Source organism: Enterococcus sp. DIV0755b (assembly GCF_051713765.1).
In the GTDB taxonomy this organism is placed as follows: Bacteria; Bacillota; Bacilli; order Lactobacillales; family Enterococcaceae; genus Enterococcus_C; species Enterococcus_C canintestini.
Genome location: NZ_JBIOQN010000001.1, coordinates 1338782 through 1362980 on the forward strand (window position 1 = coordinate 1338782; position 24199 = coordinate 1362980).

General features: G+C 37.0%; 26 protein-coding genes. 24 read left to right on the top strand and 2 right to left on the bottom strand.

All coding sequences use genetic code 11. From position 1 onward, the window contains the following. The first annotated feature begins 72 nt into the window (after positions 1-72). From IGI65_RS06355 to recN, 18 genes are all read left to right on the top strand, one after another. Positions 73-2922 (top strand): sigma-54-dependent transcriptional regulator, encoded by a 2850-nt coding sequence (locus IGI65_RS06355; RefSeq protein ID WP_438773608.1) that lies wholly within the window; start codon positions 73-75, stop codon positions 2920-2922. A 229-nt stretch (positions 2923-3151) separates the two neighbouring features. Continuing rightward, entirely contained in the window at positions 3152-3643 is a 492-nt protein-coding gene (locus IGI65_RS06360) for a PTS system mannose/fructose/N-acetylgalactosamine-transporter subunit IIB (protein WP_180708274.1), read from the top strand. Between the two features lie 87 nt (positions 3644-3730). Then, positions 3731-4723, top strand: coding sequence for a mannose/fructose/sorbose PTS transporter subunit IIB (locus IGI65_RS06365; protein WP_071863604.1), 993 nt, complete (start codon positions 3731-3733; stop codon positions 4721-4723). A gap of 24 nt (positions 4724-4747) precedes the next feature. Continuing rightward, positions 4748-5557, top strand: a complete 810-nt coding sequence (locus tag IGI65_RS06370) for a PTS mannose/fructose/sorbose transporter subunit IIC (protein WP_412259390.1) — start codon at positions 4748-4750, stop codon at positions 5555-5557. A 22-nt stretch (positions 5558-5579) separates the two neighbouring features. Next, a complete protein-coding gene (locus tag IGI65_RS06375) occupies positions 5580-6491 on the top strand; it encodes a PTS system mannose/fructose/sorbose family transporter subunit IID (RefSeq protein WP_071863777.1) in 912 nt (303 codons plus the stop codon). Positions 6492-6599: 108 nt separating this feature from the next. Beyond that, positions 6600-6989 carry a DUF956 family protein gene (locus IGI65_RS06380; protein ID WP_095007112.1) on the top strand — a complete coding sequence of 130 codons (390 nt, stop codon included), beginning with the start codon at positions 6600-6602 and terminating at the stop codon, positions 6987-6989. A gap of 115 nt (positions 6990-7104) precedes the next feature. After that, a complete protein-coding gene (locus tag IGI65_RS06385; protein ID WP_071863607.1) occupies positions 7105-7341 on the top strand; it encodes a GlsB/YeaQ/YmgE family stress response membrane protein in 237 nt (78 codons plus the stop codon). A 191-nt stretch (positions 7342-7532) separates the two neighbouring features. Continuing rightward, the gene (locus tag IGI65_RS06390) at positions 7533-8600 is read left to right on the top strand and encodes a M24 family metallopeptidase (protein ID WP_438774416.1); all 1068 of its coding nucleotides are present in this window, start codon (positions 7533-7535) and stop codon (positions 8598-8600) included. Positions 8601-8929: 329 nt separating this feature from the next. Next, the gene (gene efp, locus IGI65_RS06395; RefSeq protein ID WP_071863608.1) at positions 8930-9487 is read left to right on the top strand and encodes an elongation factor P; all 558 of its coding nucleotides are present in this window, start codon (positions 8930-8932) and stop codon (positions 9485-9487) included. A gap of 26 nt (positions 9488-9513) precedes the next feature. Beyond that, entirely contained in the window at positions 9514-9936 is a 423-nt protein-coding gene (locus IGI65_RS06400; RefSeq protein WP_071863609.1) for an Asp23/Gls24 family envelope stress response protein, read from the top strand. Beyond that, positions 9929-10378: a transcription antitermination factor NusB gene (nusB, locus tag IGI65_RS06405; RefSeq protein ID WP_071863610.1), complete on the top strand. Its 450-nt coding sequence runs from the start codon at positions 9929-9931 to the stop codon at positions 10376-10378. Before IGI65_RS06400 ends, nusB begins: the two co-directional genes overlap by 8 nt. A gap of 152 nt (positions 10379-10530) precedes the next feature. Further along, positions 10531-11388 carry a bifunctional methylenetetrahydrofolate dehydrogenase/methenyltetrahydrofolate cyclohydrolase gene (locus tag IGI65_RS06410; RefSeq protein WP_438773609.1) on the top strand — a complete coding sequence of 286 codons (858 nt, stop codon included), beginning with the start codon at positions 10531-10533 and terminating at the stop codon, positions 11386-11388. Then, positions 11389-12726, top strand: coding sequence for an exodeoxyribonuclease VII large subunit (gene xseA, locus IGI65_RS06415; protein WP_438773610.1), 1338 nt, complete (start codon positions 11389-11391; stop codon positions 12724-12726). A 67-nt stretch (positions 12727-12793) separates the two neighbouring features. Continuing rightward, positions 12794-13015 (top strand): exodeoxyribonuclease VII small subunit, encoded by a 222-nt coding sequence (locus IGI65_RS06420; protein ID WP_071863613.1) that lies wholly within the window; start codon positions 12794-12796, stop codon positions 13013-13015. Beyond that, positions 13012-13908 carry a polyprenyl synthetase family protein gene (locus tag IGI65_RS06425; RefSeq protein ID WP_438773611.1) on the top strand — a complete coding sequence of 299 codons (897 nt, stop codon included), beginning with the start codon at positions 13012-13014 and terminating at the stop codon, positions 13906-13908. Before IGI65_RS06420 ends, IGI65_RS06425 begins: the two co-directional genes overlap by 4 nt. Beyond that, entirely contained in the window at positions 13909-14724 is an 816-nt protein-coding gene (locus IGI65_RS06430) for a TlyA family RNA methyltransferase (protein WP_438773612.1), read from the top strand. Positions 14725-15004: 280 nt separating this feature from the next. Beyond that, positions 15005-15454, top strand: coding sequence for an arginine repressor (gene argR / locus IGI65_RS06435; RefSeq protein ID WP_438773613.1), 450 nt, complete (start codon positions 15005-15007; stop codon positions 15452-15454). 18 nt (positions 15455-15472) lie between these two features. Then, positions 15473-17149, top strand: a complete 1677-nt coding sequence (gene recN, locus IGI65_RS06440; RefSeq protein ID WP_438773614.1) for a DNA repair protein RecN — start codon at positions 15473-15475, stop codon at positions 17147-17149. A gap of 63 nt (positions 17150-17212) precedes the next feature. Here the strand turns inward: recN and IGI65_RS06445 are convergent, their stop codons facing one another. Then, positions 17213-17329 carry a DUF4044 domain-containing protein gene (locus IGI65_RS06445; RefSeq protein WP_071863618.1) on the bottom strand — a complete coding sequence of 39 codons (117 nt, stop codon included), beginning with the start codon at positions 17327-17329 and terminating at the stop codon, positions 17213-17215. Positions 17330-17407: 78 nt separating this feature from the next. Further along, entirely contained in the window at positions 17408-18361 is a 954-nt protein-coding gene (locus IGI65_RS06450) for a magnesium transporter CorA family protein (RefSeq protein WP_071863619.1), read from the bottom strand. 173 nt (positions 18362-18534) lie between these two features. On the opposite strand from IGI65_RS06450, the gene IGI65_RS06455 reads away from it, so the two are divergent. From IGI65_RS06455 to mraY, 6 genes are all read left to right on the top strand, one after another. Beyond that, a complete protein-coding gene (locus IGI65_RS06455) occupies positions 18535-18903 on the top strand; it encodes a DUF3397 domain-containing protein (RefSeq protein ID WP_071863620.1) in 369 nt (122 codons plus the stop codon). Positions 18904-19067: 164 nt separating this feature from the next. Next, complete coding sequence (gene mraZ / locus IGI65_RS06460; protein WP_071863621.1) at positions 19068-19499, top strand: division/cell wall cluster transcriptional repressor MraZ; 432 nt, start codon at positions 19068-19070, stop codon at positions 19497-19499. 14 nt (positions 19500-19513) lie between these two features. After that, complete coding sequence (gene rsmH, locus IGI65_RS06465) at positions 19514-20467, top strand: 16S rRNA (cytosine(1402)-N(4))-methyltransferase RsmH (protein ID WP_438773615.1); 954 nt, start codon at positions 19514-19516, stop codon at positions 20465-20467. A 14-nt stretch (positions 20468-20481) separates the two neighbouring features. Continuing rightward, a complete protein-coding gene (ftsL, locus tag IGI65_RS06470; RefSeq protein ID WP_412259291.1) occupies positions 20482-20892 on the top strand; it encodes a cell division protein FtsL in 411 nt (136 codons plus the stop codon). After that, complete coding sequence (locus IGI65_RS06475; RefSeq protein ID WP_438773616.1) at positions 20893-23100, top strand: penicillin-binding transpeptidase domain-containing protein; 2208 nt, start codon at positions 20893-20895, stop codon at positions 23098-23100. It abuts the gene before it with no gap. Between the two features lie 136 nt (positions 23101-23236). Continuing rightward, positions 23237-24199, top strand: a complete 963-nt coding sequence (gene mraY, locus IGI65_RS06480) for a phospho-N-acetylmuramoyl-pentapeptide-transferase (RefSeq protein WP_071863625.1) — start codon at positions 23237-23239, stop codon at positions 24197-24199.

Sequence of the window (24199 nt, forward strand, 5' to 3'; positions counted from 1 at the left end):
CGCTTTAATCGAAAAAAGTTATAATGAAACAATACAGATGATACACTAGCGCAAATAAGGTGAGGAGACGCAATGACAAAGAGAATTGAACGTGTTTATCAGTTTGTTGCCAGCAATGATCAGTTTCAAACCGGGCTCACCACAAATGATGTGGCAGAAGGACTTATGTTGCAACGCACGAATGTTAGTAAAGATTTGAACAAATTGGTGCGGGCAGAACGCTTAATTAAAATTGATGGCCGACCTGTTCGTTATGCTGTTTCTGAAAAGGCAGAGCTTCAAATGGATAGTTCAACACAAAAGCCATATCCTAAAAAAGAGCACGTAAAAAGTTATAAAGAAAATCCCTCCGCTAGACAAAAAAATAATGGCTCACAAGAATTCCTTCGCGGGGATATTTTTTCACGTATTATCGGTTCGAATGGTAGTATGAAAAATGCAGTCGAGCAGGCGAAAGCCGCGATTTTATATCCGCCTAAAGGGTTAAATTGTTTGATTACCGGACCGACTGGATCGGGTAAAACTTATTTCGCTCACGCGATGTTTCGATTTGCGGTAACAAGTCAAGTTATTGATGGAGAAAAAGAATTAATTGTTTTTAATTGTGCCGACTATGCTAATAATCCAGAATTGCTGATGAGCCATTTATTTGGCTATGTGAAAGGGGCATTTACTGGGGCAGAGCAAGATAAAACAGGTATTATTGATCAAGCTGATGGGGGGATGCTCTTTTTAGATGAAATTCATCGTTTGCCTCCTGAAGGTCAGGAAATGGTTTTTTATTTTATGGATCATGGTACTTTTTCTCGTTTAGGAGAAAGTAGTAAAAATCATAGAGCTGACGTTCGCATTGTGGGTGCCACAACAGAAGATCCGAGTTCTTCTTTACTGGATACTTTTGTTAGACGAATTCCAATTAACATTCAATTGCCCGCTTTTGATCAGCGTCCTGCTAGTGAAAAAGTTGATTTGGTAAAAGTGATGGTAGCTCAAGAAGCAGGTCGGATTGATCGACAAATTTCATTATCTGAAGATGTGGTAAAGGCCTTAATTGGCAGCGTCAGTTATGGGAATATTGGCCAGTTAAAGTCAAACGTCCAACTTGTTTGTGCCCGGGGCTTTTTAAACCACATGAACAGTGAAGAAATGAATATCACAATTGACGACTTACCAGAAGGCATACGGTCGGGATTGTTATTATTAGCTAATAAAAGAGAAGCGTTAAATGAGCTCTCAAAAGTTTTAGATCCCAAGATTGTGATTACACCGAATGATCAGATGATTTTGATTCAACAAGATACTTATGAATTACCTTATAATTTATATGATATTATCGGTGATAAAGCTGCGCTATTAAAAGCAGACGGATTAGACCAAAAGACGATTAACCATTTTATCTCAACAGATATCAATGTCCATTTAAAATCCTTTTATAAAAATCATGGCTTTGCTTTTAATGCAGATAATAAATTAGCGGAGTTTGTTGATCAAAAAGTAATTGATACAACAAATCGCATTTATGACATGGTACGGGAAAAATTAGGTTATGCTTTTCAACAAAATTTTGTTTACGCCATGAGTCTGCACATTAGTTCTTTTTTGAAAAAATTGGAACACGGTGAAGAGCGCAGTACTAACGATAATATTCGTCAGATGGTGGCAGGATTTCCGGCGGAGTTTCAAATTGCCCGCAAAATTCGCTACTATATTAGTGAAAGTTTTGCAGTAGAAATTCCTGAGAGTGAAGATTATTACCTAGCTGTACTACTAATTTCTTTAAGGGCCAACCAAAAAGATGGCAAAATTGGTGTGGTGGTGGCGGCTCACGGTAACAGTACCGCAACTAGTATGGTGGAAGTAGTAACGCAATTATTAGATATTGATCAAGTGCAAGCTGTCGATATGCCCCTTGATATGCCTCCAAAAGTTGCTTTAGAAAAAGTAAGCCAGGCAGTCATGGATGTAGATGACGGTTCTGGCGTGATGCTGCTTGTGGATATGGGGTCATTAGCGACTTTTGGCAATGAGATTACTCAAAATACTGGTATTGAGGTGCGAACTATTGATATGGTGACGACGGCTGTTGTTTTAGAAACAGTCCGTAAAGCATCGGTACTGGGGACGGATTTAGACAGCTTATATGATGCGTTACGCAAATTCAATGGCTATACTTTAAAAGAACAAAATAATAGCGAGGCCACTAAAAAACCAACTGCTATTTTAGCAGTCTGCGCTTCTGGTGAAGGAACTGCCCAGCGGATTAAAGAAATTATCGAACGTTCCTTAATCGGAGAACAAAAACAACTCCGAGTTATTACGCAATCAGTTGTCACCTTACCAGAACACTTACAAAAAATCCAAGCAGAGTATGATTTGCTAGCTGCAACAGGGATTGTTGATCCTAAAATCAGTGCTCCTTTTATTCCCTTGGATCGTTTTATTAACCAAGATGTCAAAGCAATTTTAAATCGCCTATTATTAGATCATGACCAGTTAATTACTTATCCAGAAGAAGCGATGCAAGCAAGTAAAGCAGTTGATTTGATTAAGCATTTTATTCGTGAAAACTTTACCTTTATTAATGGCGATAAATTGGCGCAACCAATCTGGGATTTTGTCACTAATTTAGTTGAAGATGTCGGTTTAAGCGATCATGAATTTGGTTTAGAAATTAACTTGGCTTTACATACTGCGGGGATTTTAGAGCGTGTTTTATTAAAGCAGCCGCTAGCCGTCACTACAACTGAGGCTAACCAATTAATAACTGAACCTCTTTATGATCAAGTGCACAATCACATTCAATCCTTTGGACGTATGTTGCGCCTGAACATTCCTTCGGCTGAGGAATATTATGTTTTGGAAGTAATTAAAACACGAGTGGCAGAAGCTGACAAGAAAACTGTATCTTCAGAAGAAATCTAAATGACACACAAAAAGCGATACACATTAACGCAGTGTATCGCTTTTTGTGTGTCGTAAAATTCATAAATAATTCTTTATAATTAAGGATTTACAAAATTGTGTGTCGTCTTTAAAGTTGGCACACATCTTGCTTATATATAAATGACACAGGAGGTGAAATACTCTGAAGTGAGCAGAGTTTAAAATTTTTGCTGCTCAGTTTTGTTAAGTAGGAGGGTTACTTATGAGCATTGATATTCGCTTAGCGCGCATTGATGATCGTCTGATTCACGGACAAGTCGCAACAGCTTGGTCAAAACAGACCGGGATTGAACGCATTTTAGTCGTCTCAGATGAAGTGGCCCAGGATCAATTACGTCGTTTTTTGTTGCAAGAAGCATCTCCGCCTGGAATTAAATCAAATGTCATTAGCGTAGAAAAAATGATTACGCTTTATCATGAAGATTTATTGGCCGGGCAAAAAGTCATGTTGTTGTTCACCGATCCACATGCAGTCGCACGCTTGGTACAAGGTGGCGTCAAATTGACTTCAATTAATATCGGGGGCATGCGTTTTACAGTAGGCAAGAAAATGTTGACAAACTTTGTTTCTTTAGATCAAGAAGATGTTGAAGCGTTTGAATACTTGGCAAAACAAGGCATTGAATTAGAGCTTCGTAAAGTTCCGGCCGATCGCAAAGTCTACTTAATGGAATTGTTGGAAAAGGAAAATTTTGTCTAGTTGGTTTTAATCGTCGCCCTTTTTAGAAATTATTTATTTATACTTTAGACGATTATTAAAACAAAAATGTTAATAGGAGGTATACAGATGGTAGGAATTATCCTGGCTAGTCATGGAGAATTCGCAGAAGGCATCTTGCAATCCGGTGCAATGATTTTCGGAGAACAAGAAAACGTTAAAGCAGTAACGTTAATGCCTAGTGAAGGACCTGATGATGTAAGAGCCAAAATGGAAGAAGCGATCAAGTCTTTTGATGATCAAGATGAAGTATTATTCTTGGTCGATCTTTGGGGCGGTACACCATTCAACCAAGCTAATAACTTGTTTGAAGCGCACAAAGACAAATGGGCAATTGTCGCTGGCATGAACTTGCCGATGGTTATTGAAGCGTATGCATCACGTTTTTCAATGAACTCTGCACAAGAAATTGCAGCTCATATCATTGAAACAGCAAAAGAAGGTGTGCGGATTAAACCAGAAGAATTGGAACCAAAAACAACTGCACCAGTTGCAGCTGGAGCTGCACAACCGACAGGGGCTATCCCTCCAGGAACAGTTTTAGGTGATGGTCATATCAAATTTGTTCTAGCACGTATTGACTCTCGTTTATTACATGGTCAAGTTGCGACTGCTTGGACTAAAGCAGTTGGTCCTAATCGTATTATCGTAGTTTCTGATGCAGTAGCTAAAGATGATTTGCGTAAAAAATTAATTGAACAAGCTGCTCCTCCAGGTGTTAAAGCTAATGTTATTCCAATCGCTAAAATGATTGAAGTAGCCAAAGATCCACGCTTTGGTAATACAAAAGCTTTGTTGTTATTTGAAAACCCTGAAGATTTATTGAAAGCTGTTGAAGGTGGCGTTGATATTAAAGAAGTTAACGTTGGTTCAATGGCCCATTCAGTTGGTAAAGTTCTTGTTAACAAAGTGTTGTCAATGAACGAAGAAGATGTTAAAACTTTCGAAGCACTAAAAGACAAAGGCATTACTTTTGATGTACGTAAAGTACCAAGCAATTCAAAAGAAAACTTTGACGAATTGTTGAAGAAAGCAAAAACTGAATTGGCAAATGCCAATTAGACATAAGAAAGAGGAGGCTTAATCATGCACGATTTAAACATAATCCAAATGATTTTAGTGGTCATCGTAGCTTTCTTAGCTGGTATGGAAGGTATTTTGGACCAATGGCAATTCCACCAACCACTAGTAGCATGTACGTTGATCGGTTTAGTAACTGGTAACTTAGAAGTCGGAATCATCTTAGGTGGTTCATTACAAATGATCGCCCTAGGTTGGGCAAATATTGGTGCCGCAGTTGCACCCGATGCTGCATTAGCAGCTGTCGCATCTGCAATTATTTTAGTTTTAGGTGGACAAGGTAAAGCAGGGGTTGCATCTGCTGTTGCCGTTGCTATCCCATTAGCTGTTGCTGGTTTATTCTTAACAATGATTGCACGTACTTTAGCCGTGCCAATTATCCATATTATGGATAGTGCTGCTGAAGAAGGCAACTATCGTAAAATTGAAATCTGGCAATGGATTGCAATTTGTATGCAAGGTTTACGTATTGCAATTCCTGCCGCAGCTTTACTATTGATTCCTGCTGACACTGTTCGTAATTTCTTAGAATCTATGCCAGCTTGGTTAACAGATGGTATGGCTATCGGTGGTGGTATGGTTGTAGCCGTAGGTTATGCAATGGTTATCAACATGATGGCAACACGTGAAGTTTGGCCATTCTTTGCTATTGGTTTTGTTGTGGCTGCAATTTCAGAACTAACATTAATCGCATTAGGTGCATTAGCTATTTCTATCGCTTTAATTTACCTACACTTAGAAGAAACAGGTGGTTCAGGTAACGGCGGTGGCAGTAATACTGGTGACCCATTAGGCGATATTTTGAACGACTATTAATCTTGAAGGAGGAGAACAAACAATGGCTGAAAAAATTCAATTAACAAAAGCAGACCGTAGAAGTGTCATGTTCCGCTCAATGTTCCTTCAAGGTTCATGGAACTATGAACGTATGCAAAACGGTGGTTGGGCTTACGCAATGATCCCAGCAATCAAAAAATTATATACTACTAAAGAAGATCGTGCGGCAGCTTTAAAACGTCACTTGGAATTCTTTAATACACACCCATATTTAGCAGCTCCAGTATTAGGGGTTACATTAGCTCTTGAAGAAGAACGTGCCAATGGTGCACCTGTTGATGATGTTGCAATTCAAGGGGTTAAAGTTGGTATGATGGGACCTTTAGCCGGTGTGGGTGACCCAGTATTCTGGTTTACTGTACGTCCGATGTTAGGTGCGCTAGGTGCTTCACTTGCAATGAGCGGTAGCATCATGGGTCCGTTATTATTCTTCTTTGCTTGGAATATTATCCGTATTGCATTCTTATGGTACACACAAGAATTTGGTTACCAAGCTGGTTCTAAAATTACAGATGACTTATCTGGCGGTTTATTACAAAAAGTTACTAAAGGTGCTTCTATCTTAGGGATGTTCGTTTTAGGTTCATTGGTACAACGTTGGGTAAGTGTTAAATTTACACCGGTTGTCTCAGAAGTTCAATTAGACGACAAAGCTTACATCCACTGGGATAAATTACCTGATGGTTGGGAAGGTATTAAAGAAGCCTTCAGTCAAGTAGGTGCTGGTCTTTCTCAAACACCTACAAAAGTTACAACATTACAAGATAACTTGGATCAATTGATTCCAGGCCTTGCTGGTTTATTACTAACATTACTTTGCATGTGGTTATTGAAGAAAAAAGTTTCTCCAATCGTTATCATCATTGGCTTGTTTATTGTCGGTGTTGGTTTACACGTATTACACATCATGTAATTGGATTTTTTACAAGTGCTCAGGGACTTTTCCCTGAGCTTTTATTTTACATTGAGGACAAATGTTAGCTATAATACTTAATAAATATCCATGAATGGAGTGTCAGTAATGGTTCAGTCTTTAAATACGAAGGTCGATTTAACCATTGATGCAACGTCTTATTTAGGCATCGGTGAATATGGTAAAATTATGGTCGGGGATAAGGCCTTTGAATTTTATAATGATCGCGATATTAATAAATTTATTCAGATCCCTTGGGAAGAAGTGGATTTTGTCGTAGCTTCTGTTTATTTAAAAGGTAAGTGGATTCCCCGCTATGCTATTCAAACAAAGAAAAATGGGATTTATTCGTTTTCCTCAAAGCAACCAAAAAAAGTGTTGCGGGCGATAGGCAATTATGTTCCAGCTGATCATCTTGTGCGTTCATTAACCTTTTTCCAAGTTGTTAAACGTGGTTTAAAGGGATGGAAAATGAAATTAACGAAAAAGAACCAATAACCGTGAAGGCTTATGCTTTTATGGTTATTTTTTTTTGATTACATATTTTTATTATTTTTTTGAAATGTGTTACCATAAATTGAAGTAAAATAGTGAAGAATAAGAGGTGGGAAATATGCTTTGGACATTAATCGTAGGTGCTATTATTGGTGCGATTGCTGGTGGCATTACCGGTGAAAAAAGAGGTTGTTTGTTTAATATTATTGCTGGTTTAGCAGGAGCTTCTGTGGGGCAGGCTTTGTTTGGCGATATGGGACCACATGTGGCTGGAATGGCTGTAATCCCTGCAATTTTAGGCGCGGTTATTATTGTTGCTGTCGTTTCATTTTTCTTTGGAAAAACGAAGCAGTAAGATACAATTTAGAAAAATTTTGTTTTGCTTGTTCTCATTTTGTTAATTCTTTGTATTGGCCAAAATTATATTGCGGCTAACACAAAGAATTTTTTTATGGTAGCTATGATAATATTGTCGCAATCTTTTTTATTTTGTGGCTTATTTGCTATAATGAATAAGGAAATGCAAAAGAAAGAAGGAATTTAATGATGATGTTACGTGTAGAAAAACTGCGACAAGCAATGCGTAAAGAACAAGTGGATGGTTTTTTAATAACAAGTCCATATAATTTGCGTTACTTAACTAATTTTACTGGCACGACTGGTTTAGCTGTAATTACTTTAGATAAAGCTTTTTTTGTAACAGACTTTCGGTATACAGAACAAGCAGCAGCTCAAGCACCAGACTTTGAAATAGTTAAAAACGTAGGACCAATTTTTGATGAAGTAGCAAAAATTTGTGCAGACGAAAATATTAATGCACTTGCTTTTGAGGAAGACTTTGTCAGTTTTTCTGAGTACTCCGTTTTAGAAGAGATTATTGAAGAAACGCCATTAGTGCCAATTCACGGTATGATTGAAGAATTAAGAGAAGTGAAAGACGAAAATGAAATTGCAACAATTAAAAGAGCTTGTCAGATTGCCGACCAAGGTTTTGAGCATGTGCTGAAATTTATTCGTCCAGGCATGACTGAAATTGAAGTGGCTAACCAATTAGATTTTTATATGCGTTCTTTAGGAGCTACTAGCGTTTCTTTTGATACAATTGTGGCAAGCGGCTTACGTTCTGCAATGCCTCATGGTGTGGCAAGTGAAAAAGTAATTGAACAAGGTGACTTGATTACATTAGACTTTGGTTGTTACTATGATGGCTATGTATCGGATATGACGAGAACGTTTGCTATCGGAGATCCTGGTACAAAATTAAAAGAGATTTATCAAATCGTTTTAGAGGCTCAATTAAAAGTGATTGAAGCAGCACAGCCTGGTTTAACAGGAATTCAATTGGATGCTATTGCCCGAGATCACATTGCAGCAGCTGGATATGGTGAAGCTTTTGGCCACTCAACTGGACATGGAATTGGTTTAGAAATTCATGAAGGACCGAATGTTTCCTTTAGAGCCGATAAGCAATTTGTAGTCAATAATGTCATTACCGATGAACCTGGTATTTATTTACCTAGTATTGGTGGCGTTCGGATTGAGGATGATTTGTTAATTACGTCTGAAGGTAATGAAGTCCTAACCAAATCACCGAAAGAATTGATTATTTTATAGAAATTATGACCGCGCTACGAAAGGATGTAGCGTGGTTTTTTTATTGATAAAGAAGTGGTGATTTTTGCAATAAATAACTGCAATACTTTTAGAAACAAATTCATAGTATCTTTGAGATGGAATATAAAAAATTTGAGGAACAATTTATTAAAATTGAATCTTATTACTTGAGAGTCAAAGGAGTCTGTGTTGCATTTTGTGTATGAGTCGTCTTTGCTATTTGAAAAATGGGTTTTTATAGCCTTTGTTTTAAAATAATGATAAACTATTAACGAATATGCAGGATTTTTTTTATAGCCTTTTGGTAATTGTAAATAAGGAGGATAGCCATGATCTCAGTGAATGATTTTAAAACGGGTTTAACAATTGAAGTTGATGGTGATATTTGGCGCGTGGTCGATTTTCAACACGTGAAACCTGGTAAAGGCGCTGCGTTTGTTCGTTCAAAACTTAAAAATTTACGAACAGGTGCTGTTCAGGAAAAAACTTTCCGTGCCGGTGAAAAAGTTGCCAAAGCGCAAATCGACAATCGTAAAATGCAATATTTGTACGAAAGTGGCGATAGTCATGTCTTTATGGATTTAGACACTTACGAACAAATTGAAATTCCGACAGAACAGATTAAAGATGAACTAAAATATATGTTGGAAAATATGGAAGTAACAGTTATCATGTATGGTTCAGAGATCTTAGGGGTCGATTTACCAAATACTGTCGTTTTAGAAGTTGCTGAAACAGAACCAAATATCAAAGGAGATACTTCTTCTGGTGGTTCAAAACCTGCAACAATGGAGACCGGTGTTACGGTAAATGTACCGTTTTTTGTTAATCAAGGAGATAAATTAATCATCAATACAACTGATGGTTCCTATGTTTCTCGCGCATAATTGTAATTAGACTGGAGGAAGTCATTGTGGCTGACGAAAAAAATTTAATACTAGATACAAATCAAGATTTAGGTGAAATTGTCATCGCTCCTGAAGTGATTGAAGTAATTATTGGAATTGCCGCTTCCAAAGTTGACGGTGTTTATGACATGCAAGGAAGTTTTACGAGTAATGTAACAGAATTACTCGGGCGTTCCAATCACGGTAAAGGGGTATCTTTAACCATTGCAGAAGATGGAATTAAGGTTGACCTTTACTGCTACATGAAGTATGGTATTTCTGTACCTAAAACGGCTATGGAAATTCAAGAACGTGTCAAACAACAAGTCTTGTTTATGACAGATGTTGAATTAGCAGAAGTAAATGTTCATGTGGTGGCAGTGGTACCTGAAAAAGTTGAAACACCAGATTTAGATGAATTATTTGAAAATGAGGAAGAAAATGAGTAAAGAATTGTCTCGACACGAGATTCGAAAAATGGCACTACAAGCATTGTTTCCCCTTGATTTTAATCAAGATTTGGATAAAAAAGATGCCATTATGCAAGCGATTGAGTTAGAACACCACGAAATGGTGGATGAAGAACAAGAAAATTTTGTACCAGCATATTTGGATAAATTAGTGGCTGGAGTTTGTGAACACAAGGCTGATTTAGACGAATTGATTCAAAAACACTTGAAAAAAGGCTGGAGTATTAAACGTCTTTCTAAAATGGATTTGTGTATTTTACGTATTGCCAGTTATGAAATGATGTATGAAGCAGACGTGCCTAATAAAGTGGCATTAAACGAAGCTTTAGAGTTAACAAAAACTTTTAGTGACGATCAATCACGTAAGTTTGTTAACGGTGTTTTATCAGCAATTAACACCGATTTAACCAAGGAAGCATAAGAATTGTCTAGAACTTGGAGCAGTTAAGAATATTATTCTTAGCTGCTTTTTTGTTTGATTGCCAAATTTTCAGTAAAATTATCTGCTGAACTTTCACAACAAAACCTCCCTGTGCTAGAATAAGGCTAAATGAATGAAAGAGGCGATTTTTCATGGCCCAAATATTAGATGGAAAAAAATTAGCAGCTACAATGCAAGCAAAAATGCAAACCGAAGTAGCGGCTATAAAAGAAAAAGATGGTACTGTGCCTGGATTGGTTGTCATCTTAGTAGGAGAAGATCCAGCGAGTCAAATTTATGTGCGCAATAAAGAAGTCGCTGCCAGCAAAATGGGCATCTATTCTAAAGTAGATCGTCGTCCTGAAACAATTACAGAAGCTGAATTGTTGGCTTTAATTGAAAAGTATAATCAAGATGAGCAGTTTCATGGAATTTTGGTCCAACTGCCTCTGCCAGCTCACATTGACGAAGAAAAAGTAATTTTAGCAATTGATCCCAAAAAAGATGTTGATGGTTTTCACCCTTTAAATATTGGTCGCTTGTTTACAGGTGATCCAGTAATGATTCCATGTACCCCTTATGGCATTATGAAACTTTTAGCAGCTTATGATATTTCAGTGGCCGGCAAAAATGCTGTGGTAATCGGTCGGAGTAATATTGTCGGAAAACCAATGGCACATCTTTTATTACAAGAAAATGCAACTGTGACAATTGCACATTCTAAAACACAAAACTTACCTGAAATTGCCAAAAAAGCAGATATTTTAGTTGCCGCAGTCGGTGTAGGACATTTAGTAGATGAAAGTTACGTTAAAGAAGGTGCGGTTGTAATCGATGTGGGGATGAACCGTGACGCGAATAATAAACTAATTGGAGATGTTGATTTTGAGGCTGTCAAACCAATGGCCGATTTTATTACACCTGTTCCAGGCGGTGTAGGTCCGATGACCATTACCATGTTACTTTATCAAACCATTAAAGCGTATCGTTTGCAGAAATCAGGTGTTTAGATGGCCCAAGAGTATCTAACAGTTACGGCTTTAACCAAATATTTAAAACGCAAATTTGATGTGGATCCCTATTTAGAAAAGGTTTATTTGACTGGTGAAATTTCTAATTTTCGTTTGCGACCTAATCATCAATATTTTTCTTTAAAAGACGATGGAGCTAAAATTTCGGCTGTAATGTTCAAAGGTGCGTTTAGTAAATTGAAGTTTCAACCAGAAGAAGGGATGAAAGTTTTTGTTGTTGGCCGCATTTCATTATATGAAGCCAGTGGCAATTATCAAATTTATGTCGAGCAAATGGAACCAGACGGCATTGGGGCTTTATATCAGGCTTACGAACAATTAAAAGCAAAGTTGGACAAAGAAGGTTTATTTTTAGCGCCTAAAAAAAACTTACCCAAATATCCTAAAAAAATTGCGGTTTTAACTAGTCCTAGTGGTGCTGTGATTCGAGATATTATGACAACGGTGAAAAGACGGTATCCTATTGCGGAAATTACTTTATTTCCTACTGTCGTACAAGGAGACAAAGCAGCAGGAGATGTCGTTACTAATATTGCTCGCGTAGAAGCCATTGGGGATTTTGATACGATGATTATTGGACGTGGTGGTGGTTCCATTGAAGATTTATGGCCATTTAACGAAGAGAAAGTTGCTCGTGCTATTTTTGCGGCAAAGACGCCAATTATATCATCGGTCGGACATGAAACAGATACTACTATCGCAGATTTAGTAGCCGATGTGCGGGCGGCAACACCTACTGCCGCAGCTGAGTTAGCAGTTCCGGTTTTAAGTGATGAAATTTTAAAAATTAAAGAAAAACAAACGCGATTAGAACAGGCCTTTATGCATCAATTGGCTTTAAAAAAAGAGCGCTATGAACGCTTAAGTGCATCTTATGTTCTGCGACAGCCGGAACGACTTTATGAAGCCCAATCTATAAAGTTAGATCAATTAACCCAACGTCTGTTGCAAAGTACACAAAACCGACTTTTTGAAGAAGAAAGAAAAGTGATGCAATTAAATCACAATTTAAGGCAATTTAATCCTAAAAATAGGGTGAATGAATTAAAACAACAACAGAATTATTTACAAGAACGCTTAGAAAAAAGTATGAAACAGCTTTTCCAACAAAAGCAGCAATCTTTTCAAAATGTCGTCCAATCTTTAGATTTACTCAGTCCTTTAAAAATTATGGGGAGAGGCTATAGTTATACGACTAAAGAAGAAAAGGTAATCAAAAGTGTAAAAGAAATTGCACCTAGTGATCAATTAGTTATTCATTACCAAGATGGTCAGGTAGAAGCTGCGGTAACAAAAATCACGTCTGAAGAAAAGTAAGCAGTGAACAAATTATAAGTTTAAGATTTTCACTTTAAATAATCAGATGAGTAAAATGGAGGAAATAATGGCTAAACAAACATTTGAAGAATCACTACAAGAACTAGAAGCAATTGTAAAGCAACTAGAACAAGGCGATGTCCCTTTAGAAGAAGCATTAGCAGCTTTTAAAAAAGGTATTACGTTGAGTAAACAATGCCAAGAAACGTTGACTAAAGCAGAAGATGCTTTGACTAAAATTATGCAAGAAAATGGCGAGGCTGTTGTCTTTGAAGAGGAAGAAAAATGAGTTTATTGACCGAATTTAAAGAAATTCATCTCACAAAAGTTGAAGCAGAAATGCGCCAATTTTTGCGACAACAGACCACAGATGAAACATTATTAAAAAGTATGCTCTATTCCATTGACGCCGGGGGAAAACGCTTGCGTCCGTTGTTACTACTTGCTACAATGGCCGGTTTTAATCAGAAGATTACTTTAGGTGCCTATCAAACCGCCGCGGCTTTGGAAATGATTCATACTTATTCGTTAATTCATGACGATTTACCGGCAATGGATAACGATGAATTACGCCGTGGCATACCAACGAATCATATCAAATTTGGGGCGGGAATGGCCACATTAGCAGGCGACGGTCTATTAACTGAAGCTTTTCATTTATTAAGTAGAGCAGAAGTATCCAGTGAGCTACGGTTATTGTTATTACAAAATTTAGCTAAAGCAAGTGGTACCGTGGGGATGGTTGCCGGCCAGGCAGCAGATGTTCAAGGGGAAGGGAAGTTGTTGAGCCTAGAGGAAATGGCCTTCGTTCATCAGCGTAAAACCGGCGCTTTGTTCACATTTGCTTTGACTGCTGGTGGCTTGTTAGCAGAACAAGAAGAAAGTGTAGTTGATTTATTACAAACTTTAGCGCAACATTTGGGCCTTGCCTTTCAAATTCGCGATGATCTCCTTGATGTTACCGCAACAAAAGACGAGCTAGGCAAAAACGTCGGACATGATGCTACATTAAATAAAAGCACCTACCCAGCTTTATTAGGTGTTGCAAAAAGTTCACAATTATTAGCTGCTGAATTGGCTGCAACAAAGGACTGTCTTAAAACATTACAAATGACTTCATTGGTCAAACCGGAATTATTAATGTCTTTAATCGAAGAATTGACTTTGGAGGTGCAAGCGTAAATGAAAAAAGAACGAGTGGATGTTTTAGCGCACCAACAAGGTTTATTTGAAACTAGAGAACAGGCCAAAAGAGGGGTTATGGCTGGCTTAGTTTACTTGGCAAAAAATAGTGAGCGTTTAGATAAGCCGGGTGAGAAAATTCCTATAGATTCACTGTTGGAGTTAAAAGGTGCCAAACTACCTTACGTTTCACGTGGTGGATTAAAATTAGAGAAAGCCTTGCAAGTTTTTCAATTAACTATGCAAGATAAAATTTTATTGGATATAGGTGCTTCAACTGGTGGGTTTACCGACGTAGCTTTACAAAATGGTGCAAAGCTAAGTTATGCTTTAGATGTGGGCTATAATCAATTAGCCTGGAAATTACGCCAAGATCCGCGCGTGATTGTGATGGAAAGGACGAATTTTCGTTATAGCAAACCAGCGGATTTCACTGAAGGATTACCACAAATTGCCACGATTGACGTTTCATTTATCTCTTTAAGTCTAATTTTGCCGCCATTGGCAAAGATTTTAGTTGAAGACGGTGATGTCATGGCACTTATTAAACCACAATTTGAAGCAGGAAAAGAAGCAGTAGGAAAACATGGAATTGTCAGAGATCCCAAAGTTCATCAAAATGTGTTGGAAAAGACGTTAGCCATGGCTTTAGCAAATGGTTTTTCTGTAATAGGGCTCGATTATTCTCCAATTAAAGGTGGTGAGGGGAATATTGAATTTATTACCCATTTACAAAAAAGCAATATGCCTCTAATTGCCCCTGAGATTGATATTGCCACTGTTGTAACTGCAGCCCATGAACAATTAAAGCAATAATCTTTTGTAAAAAATATCACCAAACAGGTGCTATATTGAAAATGTTAGTAATTTTTACTAGCATGCGTGATAGTAAATACTTCAATACAGCAACTGTTTGGTTTTTTCTTTTCTTAGGTCAACTTAACCGTCAAATTTTAGTTTTGTGTTGCCTTTATTTATACGGAAAAATACGTTATTATTAATAAGAATTCAAAGTAAAATAATTTTTGAGGAAAAGGCGTGTCAATTGGAGGTAGTTTCAATTACTGCGGCTTTATTTTATGTGAAGGAGCAAGCTATGAGAAAAAAAGAGCGTCATCGTTTGATTACCCGCTTGTTGACAGAAAAAAATATTCAAAAACAAGAAGACTTTGTCGAGTTATTAAAAAGTCGGGGTGTGGTGGTTACCCAAGCGACAATTTCTCGGGATATTAAAGAGTTAAAATTGATTAAAGTTCCCTCCCAAGAAGGCGGTTATCGTTACAGCTTACCGGCTGAAACGGCAGAAGATGTAGGGGTAAAATTAGAAAAAATGTTAAAAGATGCCTTTGTTTCTGTTGATCAAATGGAGAAATTTGTGGTGTTAAAAACATTGCCAGGTAATGCTTCTGCGATTGCTAATTTAATTGAAAAAAGATTTCAAGAAAGCTTATTTTCTGTTTTAAATGATGATGATACCGTTTTAATGATTACGCGGACAGAAACAGTAGCGCAAGACTTACGACAAGAATTTTTACGCTTTTTATAAAAGCAGGAGTTGAGGCAGATGTTAGTAGAATTAGGAATTAAGAATTTTGCCATTATTTCCAGTTTGCGTCTCCAATTTCATAAAGGTATGACGGCATTAACCGGAGAAACCGGGGCTGGTAAGTCAATTATTATTGATGCAATGGGGCTTTTATGTGGGAGTCGTGGCTCGGCTGACTATATTCGTGAAGGTGCGACCAAATGTAGTTTAGAAGGTCTATTCGAATTGCCAAATGACCATGCGTTTCATGAGCTTTTAAGTGAGCTGGGGATTGAAACAGAAGACGAGTTGTTAATCGTCCAGCGGGATATTAGCCAAAGTGGTAAAAATATTTGTCGGGTCAACGGCCGGACATTAACTTTAGCTAATTTGCGACGAATTGGTGCTTTTTTAGTTGATATTCAAGGTCAAAATGAGCATCAAGAGCTACTACAACCTGAGCGGCATTTGCATTTATTGGATCAATTTGGAGGTAAAAAATTTCAAGGATTATTAGAAAAATACCGCCAAGCTTTTGAAACGTATCAGCATTTAAAGCAACAAATGCGAAAAATTCAAGCCAATGAGCAATCATATGTCCAGCGGATGGATATGTTACATTTTCAACAAGATGAAATTGCTAGTGCCAATCTTTTGCCAAATGAAGAAGAAGAGCTAGTGGAGGAACGGGAAAAACTCGGTAATTATCAAAAAATTGTCGATAGTTTAGCCCAGAGTTATGCCCTTTTAACTAATGATGAAGGCAACAGTTTAGACGGTGTAGGCGCAGCTTTGACCAGCATGCAAGATATTGCGCATTTAGATAGTGAGTATGAAACGATTAGTGAAAATTTACAATCAGCTTTTTATTTGTTGCAAGAGGCAGCAGGCGATATTTCACGCCAATTTGATAGTTTAGCCTTTGATGAGGGGCGTCTAGAAGAAGTGAACCAGCGCTTAGAGTTAATTCGGCAATTAAAACGTAAATATGGCGAAACTGTTCCAGAAATTTTAGCCTATCATGAAGAGATCACAAAAGAATTAACGGAATCTGCTTATACAGAAGGGCAGTTGGAACATTTAGAAAAAGAGGTCAAAGAGCAAGAAGAAGTAACGTGGAATTTAGCGGAGCAGCTCCACTTAGAGCGAAAACAAATTGCTCATAAACTTTCCCAAGCAATCGTCACAGAGCTAAAGGAATTGTATATGGAACACAGTCAATTTGAAGTACGCTTTTTGAATGGAAAAAAAATACTCCAAGAAGCTGGATTTGATGAAGTGGAATTTTACTTAACTACTAATCCAGGGGAACCGTTAAAACCACTAGTTAAAGTTGCTTCTGGCGGAGAGTTATCCCGAATGTTATTGGCATTAAAAACGATATTTTCGCAAAATCAAGGAATTACAAGTATTGTTTTTGATGAGGTAGATACTGGTGTAAGTGGTAGAGTAGCACAAGCGATTGCTGAAAAAATTGCTAAAATTGCTGAAAATTCTCAAGTTTTGTGTATTACTCATTTACCTCAAGTAGCGGCAATTGCTGATTACCAATACTATATTAAAAAAGAAATTCACGACGGACGGACGCAAACTATCGTCTCAGAACTTCCTCAAAATAAACGGGTTAACGAAATAGCCCGGATGTTAGCAGGTTCTGAAGTGACAGAGTTAACACTAGAACACGCCAAAGAATTACTAGCAATGGCTGGACATTAATAATTAAAAAATAGCCTGGAAAAAGCATTTGCTTTTTCCAGGCTATTTTTAATAGTATAGATTTTACATGACACTTAAAATAGCTGTTAAAAAGACAGAACCGACAGTCAAAATCAACATAGTCCAAATTACAACTTTAGTTACTTTACTAAAAGTGCTGCTGGATTTTTTTTCGTTCATAAAGGCCACCCTTACATAAATTCTTCTCTTGGAGTTTACTCTTATTTTTCATGTACTTCAAGTTAATTGCTGTAAAATTCACAAAAGATTCCTCTTTTTTAAATATTTAATTGCCACATAACAAATAATTATAGTTAACCCTGTAATTAGTAAAAATGCATTATCCGATTCTGCGAAGGGAAGTTTAACATTCATCCCATATATTCCCCCAATAATAGTAGGAATAGTTAAAACAATTGTTAAAGAAGTCAATATCTTCATGACAATGTTCAAATTATTTGACACAATAGCAGAAAAGGTTTCATTCATTTGGCTAACCAGTTGCAAATTAATTTTAGCAGAGGTCATCGATTGTTTTGTTTCCACCAATATATCGTGTAAATGATTATGATAAGCATGGTGATCTTGAAATTCAGTCGTGTTGGCTAATTTAGTTAAGGTTTTAAAATTAGCTTTTGTCGCTGCTTCAAATAAAACAAGACTTTTTTGAATATCCATCAATTGATATAAATGCTTATTTTCAGTAGAAACTTGTATTTGACCTTCTAATTTATCGACTTGATGTCTTAAATCGGCTAAATCGTGGTTGTAAGTCAAAGCCAAGTGCCAAAGAATCTGTAACACCAGATTCAATTTACTACTCATATCGTTTTTAGGTAACGGCTTTTCCAAAATATCTTTAAAAAACGGCATATGATAATTACAAACTGTAATGAGTTTTTTATCCGGGGTAATAATTAACGCCAAAGGATAAGTATTAAATTGTAAATAGCCACTTGGACTGGTTGAAACATAAGGAAACTGTAATAATAGCAAAACGGGAATCCGAAAGTTTTCTTGATTTAGTCCTTCTGCGCGGGCATTTTCATCGTCATCTAAGACACTTGTTAAATAATCTTTTGGTAGTTCATATTTTTGTGAAAGAAAGTCTATTTCATTGGGTGACGGTTTTTCGACATGAAGCCAAAGTGACTCTTTAACGTCTTTTGTTGGAGTTAATTGATTATCTTCAAGAAAATAATGCGTAATCATGTAGTCACATCCTTTATGAAACATTATAATAGAAAAACGGTGGGATTTCTTTTGAAAGGCAATAAAAACTTAAGAAAAACTTAGGTGACTGCAAGAATTTTTAAAAGAACTGCAACACTGATGTAAAGAAAATCAAGTATAGTTACCCTAGCGGTATGGAGAGGAAATGAAAAATGGAAAAGTTTACACCGTTATTAGCATTTTGGTACATTTTTCCGGTAATTGTTTTGGTTGCCTGCAACTTTCTTGTGACCACTTTTGCTTTAACGAAACGTTTCAAAATAAAAGCCCCAGATTTAGCGGTTCCTTTGCTGTTTTTAGGAATCAATCAAGTGTCTCAAGCTACTTTTGCTTTTTCTGCACTGCCGTATTTTATTATCGGATTATTAATTTTAGGAATTGGTTTAGCGATTTTCCATGCTTATTTTTATGGCGAGTTAGCTTATGGACGTTACTTGAAAATGTTTTGGCGACTAGTTTTCTTATTGACGATGGTATTTTATGTTTTCATCGTCGTGTTGAGTTTATGGTATTTTCTGTAACTTTTTTGTGATTTTTAGCTGAAATGAATTTGTTATTAATTCTTTTGTTATCCTTGGTGAAAAAAAGTCAAAAAACTTCGCTTTTCGCCATACATATTTGGTGGTAGAAAGTGGGGGATTGTGGTAGACTGTGTATATCAAGTGGTGACAGGGGGTCTTTGTCGATGTTTATGGGCGAGTTTCAGCATTCAATCGATGCCAAAGGTCGTTTAATCGTCCCAGCAAAATTGCGGGAAAAACTCGGCGAAAAATTTATTGTTACCAGAGGACTTGATGGTTGTCTTTTTGGCTATCCTTATGCTGAATGGGAAAAATTAGAAGAAAAGTTAAATGAAATGCCATTAGCTAAAAAAGATGCGCGTACTTTCGTTCGTTTTTTTTACTCAGCAGCTACTGAGTGTGAAATTGATAAACAAGGTCGGATTAATATTCCCCAAACTTTACGAAAACACGCCGGTCTAACCAAAAATTGTGTTATTACCGGTGTAAGTAATCGAATTGAAATTTGGGATGAAGCGAAATGGCAAGCTTTCTCAGAAGAAGCTGAAGAGAACTTTGATGAAATTGCCGAAACAATGATTGATTTTGGCTTATAGAAAGAGGAACTTAAATGGCAGATTCATTTCAACATTACACCGTGATGCTTAAAGAAACAGTCGATGGACTAAATATTAAACCTGACGGTATTTATGTTGATTGTACCTTAGGTGGTGCTGGTCATAGCCAATATTTATTGTCACAATTAAATGATAATGGGCATCTCTATGCTTTTGATCAAGATCAAAAAGCAATTGATCATGCTAAGGTATTTTTAAAAGACGCTGTAGCAGCTGGAAAAGTGACATTTATTAAAAATAATTTTCGCAACCTAGCAGCTGCTTTAAAAGAACATGGAATTGAAAAAGTCGATGGCGTCTTATACGACTTAGGTGTCTCATCACCACAATTAGATGAAGCTAGTCGCGGTTTTAGTTACCATCAAGATGCACCACTAGATATGCGGATGGATCAATCAGCTCCATTTTCGGCTTATGATTTAGTCAATACGTATGATTATCACGAAATGGTGAAAATTTTTTATCGCTATGGTGAAGAGAAATTTTCTAAGCAAGTCGCCAGACAAATTGAACGGGCTAGAGAAAAAGCACCAATCGAAACGACTGGAGAACTAGTAGAGTTGATTAAAGAAGCAATTCCTGCTCCTGCTAGACGTAAAGGTGGGCATCCTGCTAAACGGATTTTCCAGGCAATCCGCATTGCCGTTAATGACGAATTAGGGGCAATTGAGAAGTCCTTAGAACAAGCGATTGCTCTTTTAAATGTTACAGGCAGAGTCAGCGTCATTACCTTTCATTCATTAGAAGATCGTCTGGTTAAAAATATTTTTAAAGAATATAGTAGTCCGAAAGATTTACCACCAGGCTTACCAGTGGTACCAGTGGAATATCAACCGGAATTAAAATTAATTAATCGCAAACCAATTGTTGCCAGTCAAGATGAGCTAGATGAAAATAATCGCTCCCGCAGTGCAAAATTGAGAATTGCTGAAAGAATCAAAGAATAAAAAGGAGCGTCGAAATGGCAGAAGCGAAACGTGAATATCACTATGATATGAATCAAGCAGCACCACAAGTGGAACAACCTAATCCGTCAGCGAAACCATCGACGCCACCACGTCCTGAAATTATTCGCATTCCAGCTTCGCCAGCTCGAAAATTAAAACGGATTAGTGGCTTGGAAAAAATCATTGGGATTTTTCTGTTGGCTGCTATTATTGGTTTGGCGGTATTAACAGTTTATGTTCGAACAGATATTAGCCAGCTAGAACGGGAAGTTTCTCAAATTGAAGCACAAACGACTCAACAAGCCGAAGAAAAAACCCGTTTAGAACAAGAAAAAAGCGAGCTTTCAAAAACGGAACGAATTAAAGAAATTGCGGAGAAAAAAGGACTTAAAATTAACGATGATAATTTAAGGAAAGTGAAGTAAATGCGTTTTAAACGAATTAGAAAGTATTTCCGCAAGAAAAATCAAAATCCAACGAACAACCGCAAAAAAGTAGGGATTATTCTCTTTGCTACGAGTATTGGGTTGTTCTTTTTGTTTGCCACCCGTTTAGGTTATCTGGTGGTAGTTGGAAACGTAGCGGGAACTTCTTTGGAAAAGAAGACTGCTGCCTTATATGAAGGTAGTAAAGTAGTAAAAGCTAAAAGAGGAACTATTTATGATCGTAATGGCGTAGCAATTGCCGAAGATGCAACATCTTATTCCTTAAAGGCTATTTTGTCTAAAAATTATAAAACAGGAAATAAAAAACTCTACGTTCAAAGTAAGGACTATGAAAAAGTTGCCACCATTTTACATGATATTTTAGGCTTAGATGAAAAAGAAGTCGTGTCCCGTTTAAAAGAGGGGGCAAAAAATGAATTGTATCAAGTTGAATTTTCTGGCAAGGGTAAGAATATTACTTTAGAAAAAAAGAAAAAAATCGAACAAGCGATGGAAAAGGCAGGTTTATCAGGGTTAGACTTTGATGAACATCCTAATCGTATTTATCCGAATGGCGTATTTGCATCGCATTTTATTGGCTATGCTGAACCAGAAGTGGATGACAAAGGTGTAGATAAAGGGTTAGTCGGGAAGATGGGCCTAGAAGCTGCATATAATGATATTTTAAGCGGAACTGATGGTGAAATTGTCTATCAAAAAGACAATTATCAAAATCCATTACCTGGTACAGTCGCACAAAAAAAAGCCGCTAAAGACGGTCAAGATATTTATACGACTTTAGATAGCGGACTACAAACGTATTTAGAATCATTAATGGATACAGCAGTGAAAAAATATAAACCAGAAGATGCTACTGCAGTATTAATGGAGGCAAAAACGGGCGAAATTTTAGCCATGAGCCAACGACCAACGTTTAATCCTGAAACGAAAAAGGAATTTTCTAATAAAGACTTTAATTGGATGAATTTATTAGTAGAAGATCGCTATGAACCTGGTTCCACAATGAAAGTCATGACAACTGCTGCTGCAATTGAAGATGGTGTTTTTAATGAAAATGAAACCTTTACGTCTGGTGAAATTAAAGTCGCTGATGCAACGATTAACGACTGGGATTATCAAGAACAAAGACGAACATTAACCATGCGCCAAGCGCTATCTTGGTCTAGTAATGTCGGAATGGTTAAGCTAGAACAAAAAATGGGCGATACGTGGCAAAATTATTTGAAAAAATTTGGTTTTGGTCAAAGTACGTATTCCGGCTTGCCTGGGGAAAACAGTGGTATTTTACCTACTAATAACATTGTTGATAAGGCGATGAGTTCATTTGGTCAAGGGATTGGTGTGACTAATTTCCAAATGATGCGGGCTTTTTCTGCGATAGCAAATAATGGTAAAATGTTAGAACCACATTACATTAGTAAAGTTGTAAACAGTCAAACTGGAACTGAACGCGTAACAGAGCCAGAAGTTGTTGGCAATCCTATTAGTGCACAGACAGCCACTAAAGTGCGGGAATATATGCGCGATGTCATTGAAAGTAAAGATTATGGTAGTGCTTATGGTGTTTATAATGTTCCAGGGTATAAAATTGCTGCTAAAACAGGGACGGCCCAAATTGCAGATGAAAAAAATGGTGGCTACTACCAAGGCGATACTGCATATCTGTATTCCATAGTTGAAATGATTCCAGCCGAAGATCCAGAATATGTCTTGTATATGACAATGAAAATGCCAGAGCATTGGGAACAAAAAGCTTTAGGTGACATCGGCAATGCTTTGTTAAAACGGGCAATGGAATTTAAAGATGATCAACCCGCTTCTGCGAGTGAAAATACTGAAAAAATTGAAGTTGCGGATTATCGTAATTTAGGTAAGGACAGTGCCGCAGCTGACGCAAGTAAAAATGGTTTAGTACCAATTGTAATTGGAACTGGCAGTAAAATTAAAGAGCAAGGAACACCTCACGGCACTAAAGTATTAGCTGGTGAAAAATTGATTTTACTTACCACTGGCTCCGAGTACTATATGCCAGATGTGACCAATTGGTCGAAAGCTGATTTGGTGAAACTGGGAGATTTACTAGGTGTTAAAGTTACATTCAAAGGTGACGGTTACTGTTCAGGGCAAAGTTTAGCTCCTTATGAGCGTATTGACGGGCAGGAAATTGAATTTACCATGTCACAATAATCTGAAATTTATCAAATAGAAATGCTATCACTCCTCTTGGCGTATTTTGCCAAAGAGGAATGATATGCGCAGAGAAAATAAGCTTCATTTTTTATAAAAAAATGATTACATTAAAAAGAACTAGGAGATTTTAAAAATGGAATGGACAAAGATGATTTTACCAATTGTGAGTAGCTTTGCGATGACTTATGCAGTCATGCCTCTTTTCATCGGCTATTTTCGCGTCAAACAATTCGGACAAGAAATTAGAGATGAAGGACCTAAATGGCACAATGTTAAAGCTGGGACCCCTACAATGGGTGGTGTTGTCTTTTTAATTGCTTCTGTTTTAACAGGTCTATGGGTCGGTGCTTGGTTAAATCAATTGACAGCTTCTTTATTTATCTTATTGTTCATTTTGTTTTTATATGGTTTATTAGGGTTCCTAGATGATTTTATTAAAATTTTTAAAAAGCGCAATATGGGTTTAAATTCTTTGCAGAAATTAATTGGTCAAATCATCGGTGCTGTTATTTTTTATTTTGTCTTTTTAAAAGAAGGTAATAGCAATCTTTTAAATATATTTGGAATTGAAGTAAACTTAGGCATTCTCTATGGACTTTTTGTCATTTTTTGGCTAGTGGGCTTTTCCAATGCAGTTAATTTGACCGATGGAATTGATGGTTTGGTTTCTGGTTTGGGGGTTATTTCCTTTGCAACTTATGGTATCATAGCTTTTAAGCAGAACCAATTTGATGTCTTGATCATTTGTTTAAGTGTAATCGGCGGACTATTGGGCTTTTTCCCTTACAATCACAAACCAGCTAAGATTTTTATGGGGGATGTAGGGTCGCTTGCACTTGGCGGCTTACTGGCGGCGATTTCTATTTTGTTACATCAAGAATGGACGTTGTTATTAATCGGTCTTATTTACGTCGTTGAAACTGCCAGTGTAATGTTGCAGGTGGCCTCCTTCAAATTAACCGGTAAACGTCTATTTAAAATGTCACCCATCCATCATCATTTTGAGATGAGCGGTTGGACTGAATGGAAAATCGATCTGGTTTTTTGGGGGATCGCTTTTGTTTGTTCGGTACTTACGCTTTTGATCATTTGGTAG

What these genes read in the sequence shown, in the direction of transcription:
- IGI65_RS06370 (WP_412259390.1), top strand. Translation starts at nt 4,748, where the DNA reads ATGCACGATTTAAACATAATCCAAATGATTTTAGTGGTCATCGTAGCT.
- IGI65_RS06475 (WP_438773616.1), top strand. Translation starts at nt 20,893, where the DNA reads ATGCGTTTTAAACGAATTAGAAAGTATTTCCGCAAGAAAAATCAAAAT.
- IGI65_RS06355 (WP_438773608.1), top strand. Translation starts at nt 73, where the DNA reads ATGACAAAGAGAATTGAACGTGTTTATCAGTTTGTTGCCAGCAATGAT.
- efp (WP_071863608.1), top strand. Translation starts at nt 8,930, where the DNA reads ATGATCTCAGTGAATGATTTTAAAACGGGTTTAACAATTGAAGTTGAT.
- IGI65_RS06430 (WP_438773612.1), top strand. Translation starts at nt 13,909, where the DNA reads ATGAAAAAAGAACGAGTGGATGTTTTAGCGCACCAACAAGGTTTATTT.
- IGI65_RS06380 (WP_095007112.1), top strand. Translation starts at nt 6,600, where the DNA reads ATGGTTCAGTCTTTAAATACGAAGGTCGATTTAACCATTGATGCAACG.
- IGI65_RS06455 (WP_071863620.1), top strand. Translation starts at nt 18,535, where the DNA reads ATGGAAAAGTTTACACCGTTATTAGCATTTTGGTACATTTTTCCGGTA.
- IGI65_RS06390 (WP_438774416.1), top strand. Translation starts at nt 7,533, where the DNA reads ATGATGTTACGTGTAGAAAAACTGCGACAAGCAATGCGTAAAGAACAA.
- IGI65_RS06365 (WP_071863604.1), top strand. Translation starts at nt 3,731, where the DNA reads ATGGTAGGAATTATCCTGGCTAGTCATGGAGAATTCGCAGAAGGCATC.
- mraZ (WP_071863621.1), top strand. Translation starts at nt 19,068, where the DNA reads ATGTTTATGGGCGAGTTTCAGCATTCAATCGATGCCAAAGGTCGTTTA.
- IGI65_RS06445 (WP_071863618.1), bottom strand. Translation starts at nt 17,329, where the DNA reads ATGAACGAAAAAAAATCCAGCAGCACTTTTAGTAAAGTAACTAAAGTT.
- recN (WP_438773614.1), top strand. Translation starts at nt 15,473, where the DNA reads ATGTTAGTAGAATTAGGAATTAAGAATTTTGCCATTATTTCCAGTTTG.
- IGI65_RS06385 (WP_071863607.1), top strand. Translation starts at nt 7,105, where the DNA reads ATGCTTTGGACATTAATCGTAGGTGCTATTATTGGTGCGATTGCTGGT.
- argR (WP_438773613.1), top strand. Translation starts at nt 15,005, where the DNA reads ATGAGAAAAAAAGAGCGTCATCGTTTGATTACCCGCTTGTTGACAGAA.
- xseA (WP_438773610.1), top strand. Translation starts at nt 11,389, where the DNA reads ATGGCCCAAGAGTATCTAACAGTTACGGCTTTAACCAAATATTTAAAA.
- mraY (WP_071863625.1), top strand. Translation starts at nt 23,237, where the DNA reads ATGGAATGGACAAAGATGATTTTACCAATTGTGAGTAGCTTTGCGATG.
- IGI65_RS06425 (WP_438773611.1), top strand. Translation starts at nt 13,012, where the DNA reads ATGAGTTTATTGACCGAATTTAAAGAAATTCATCTCACAAAAGTTGAA.
- IGI65_RS06410 (WP_438773609.1), top strand. Translation starts at nt 10,531, where the DNA reads ATGGCCCAAATATTAGATGGAAAAAAATTAGCAGCTACAATGCAAGCA.
- ftsL (WP_412259291.1), top strand. Translation starts at nt 20,482, where the DNA reads ATGGCAGAAGCGAAACGTGAATATCACTATGATATGAATCAAGCAGCA.
- IGI65_RS06420 (WP_071863613.1), top strand. Translation starts at nt 12,794, where the DNA reads ATGGCTAAACAAACATTTGAAGAATCACTACAAGAACTAGAAGCAATT.
- nusB (WP_071863610.1), top strand. Translation starts at nt 9,929, where the DNA reads ATGAGTAAAGAATTGTCTCGACACGAGATTCGAAAAATGGCACTACAA.
- IGI65_RS06450 (WP_071863619.1), bottom strand. Translation starts at nt 18,361, where the DNA reads ATGATTACGCATTATTTTCTTGAAGATAATCAATTAACTCCAACAAAA.
- rsmH (WP_438773615.1), top strand. Translation starts at nt 19,514, where the DNA reads ATGGCAGATTCATTTCAACATTACACCGTGATGCTTAAAGAAACAGTC.
- IGI65_RS06375 (WP_071863777.1), top strand. Translation starts at nt 5,580, where the DNA reads ATGGCTGAAAAAATTCAATTAACAAAAGCAGACCGTAGAAGTGTCATG.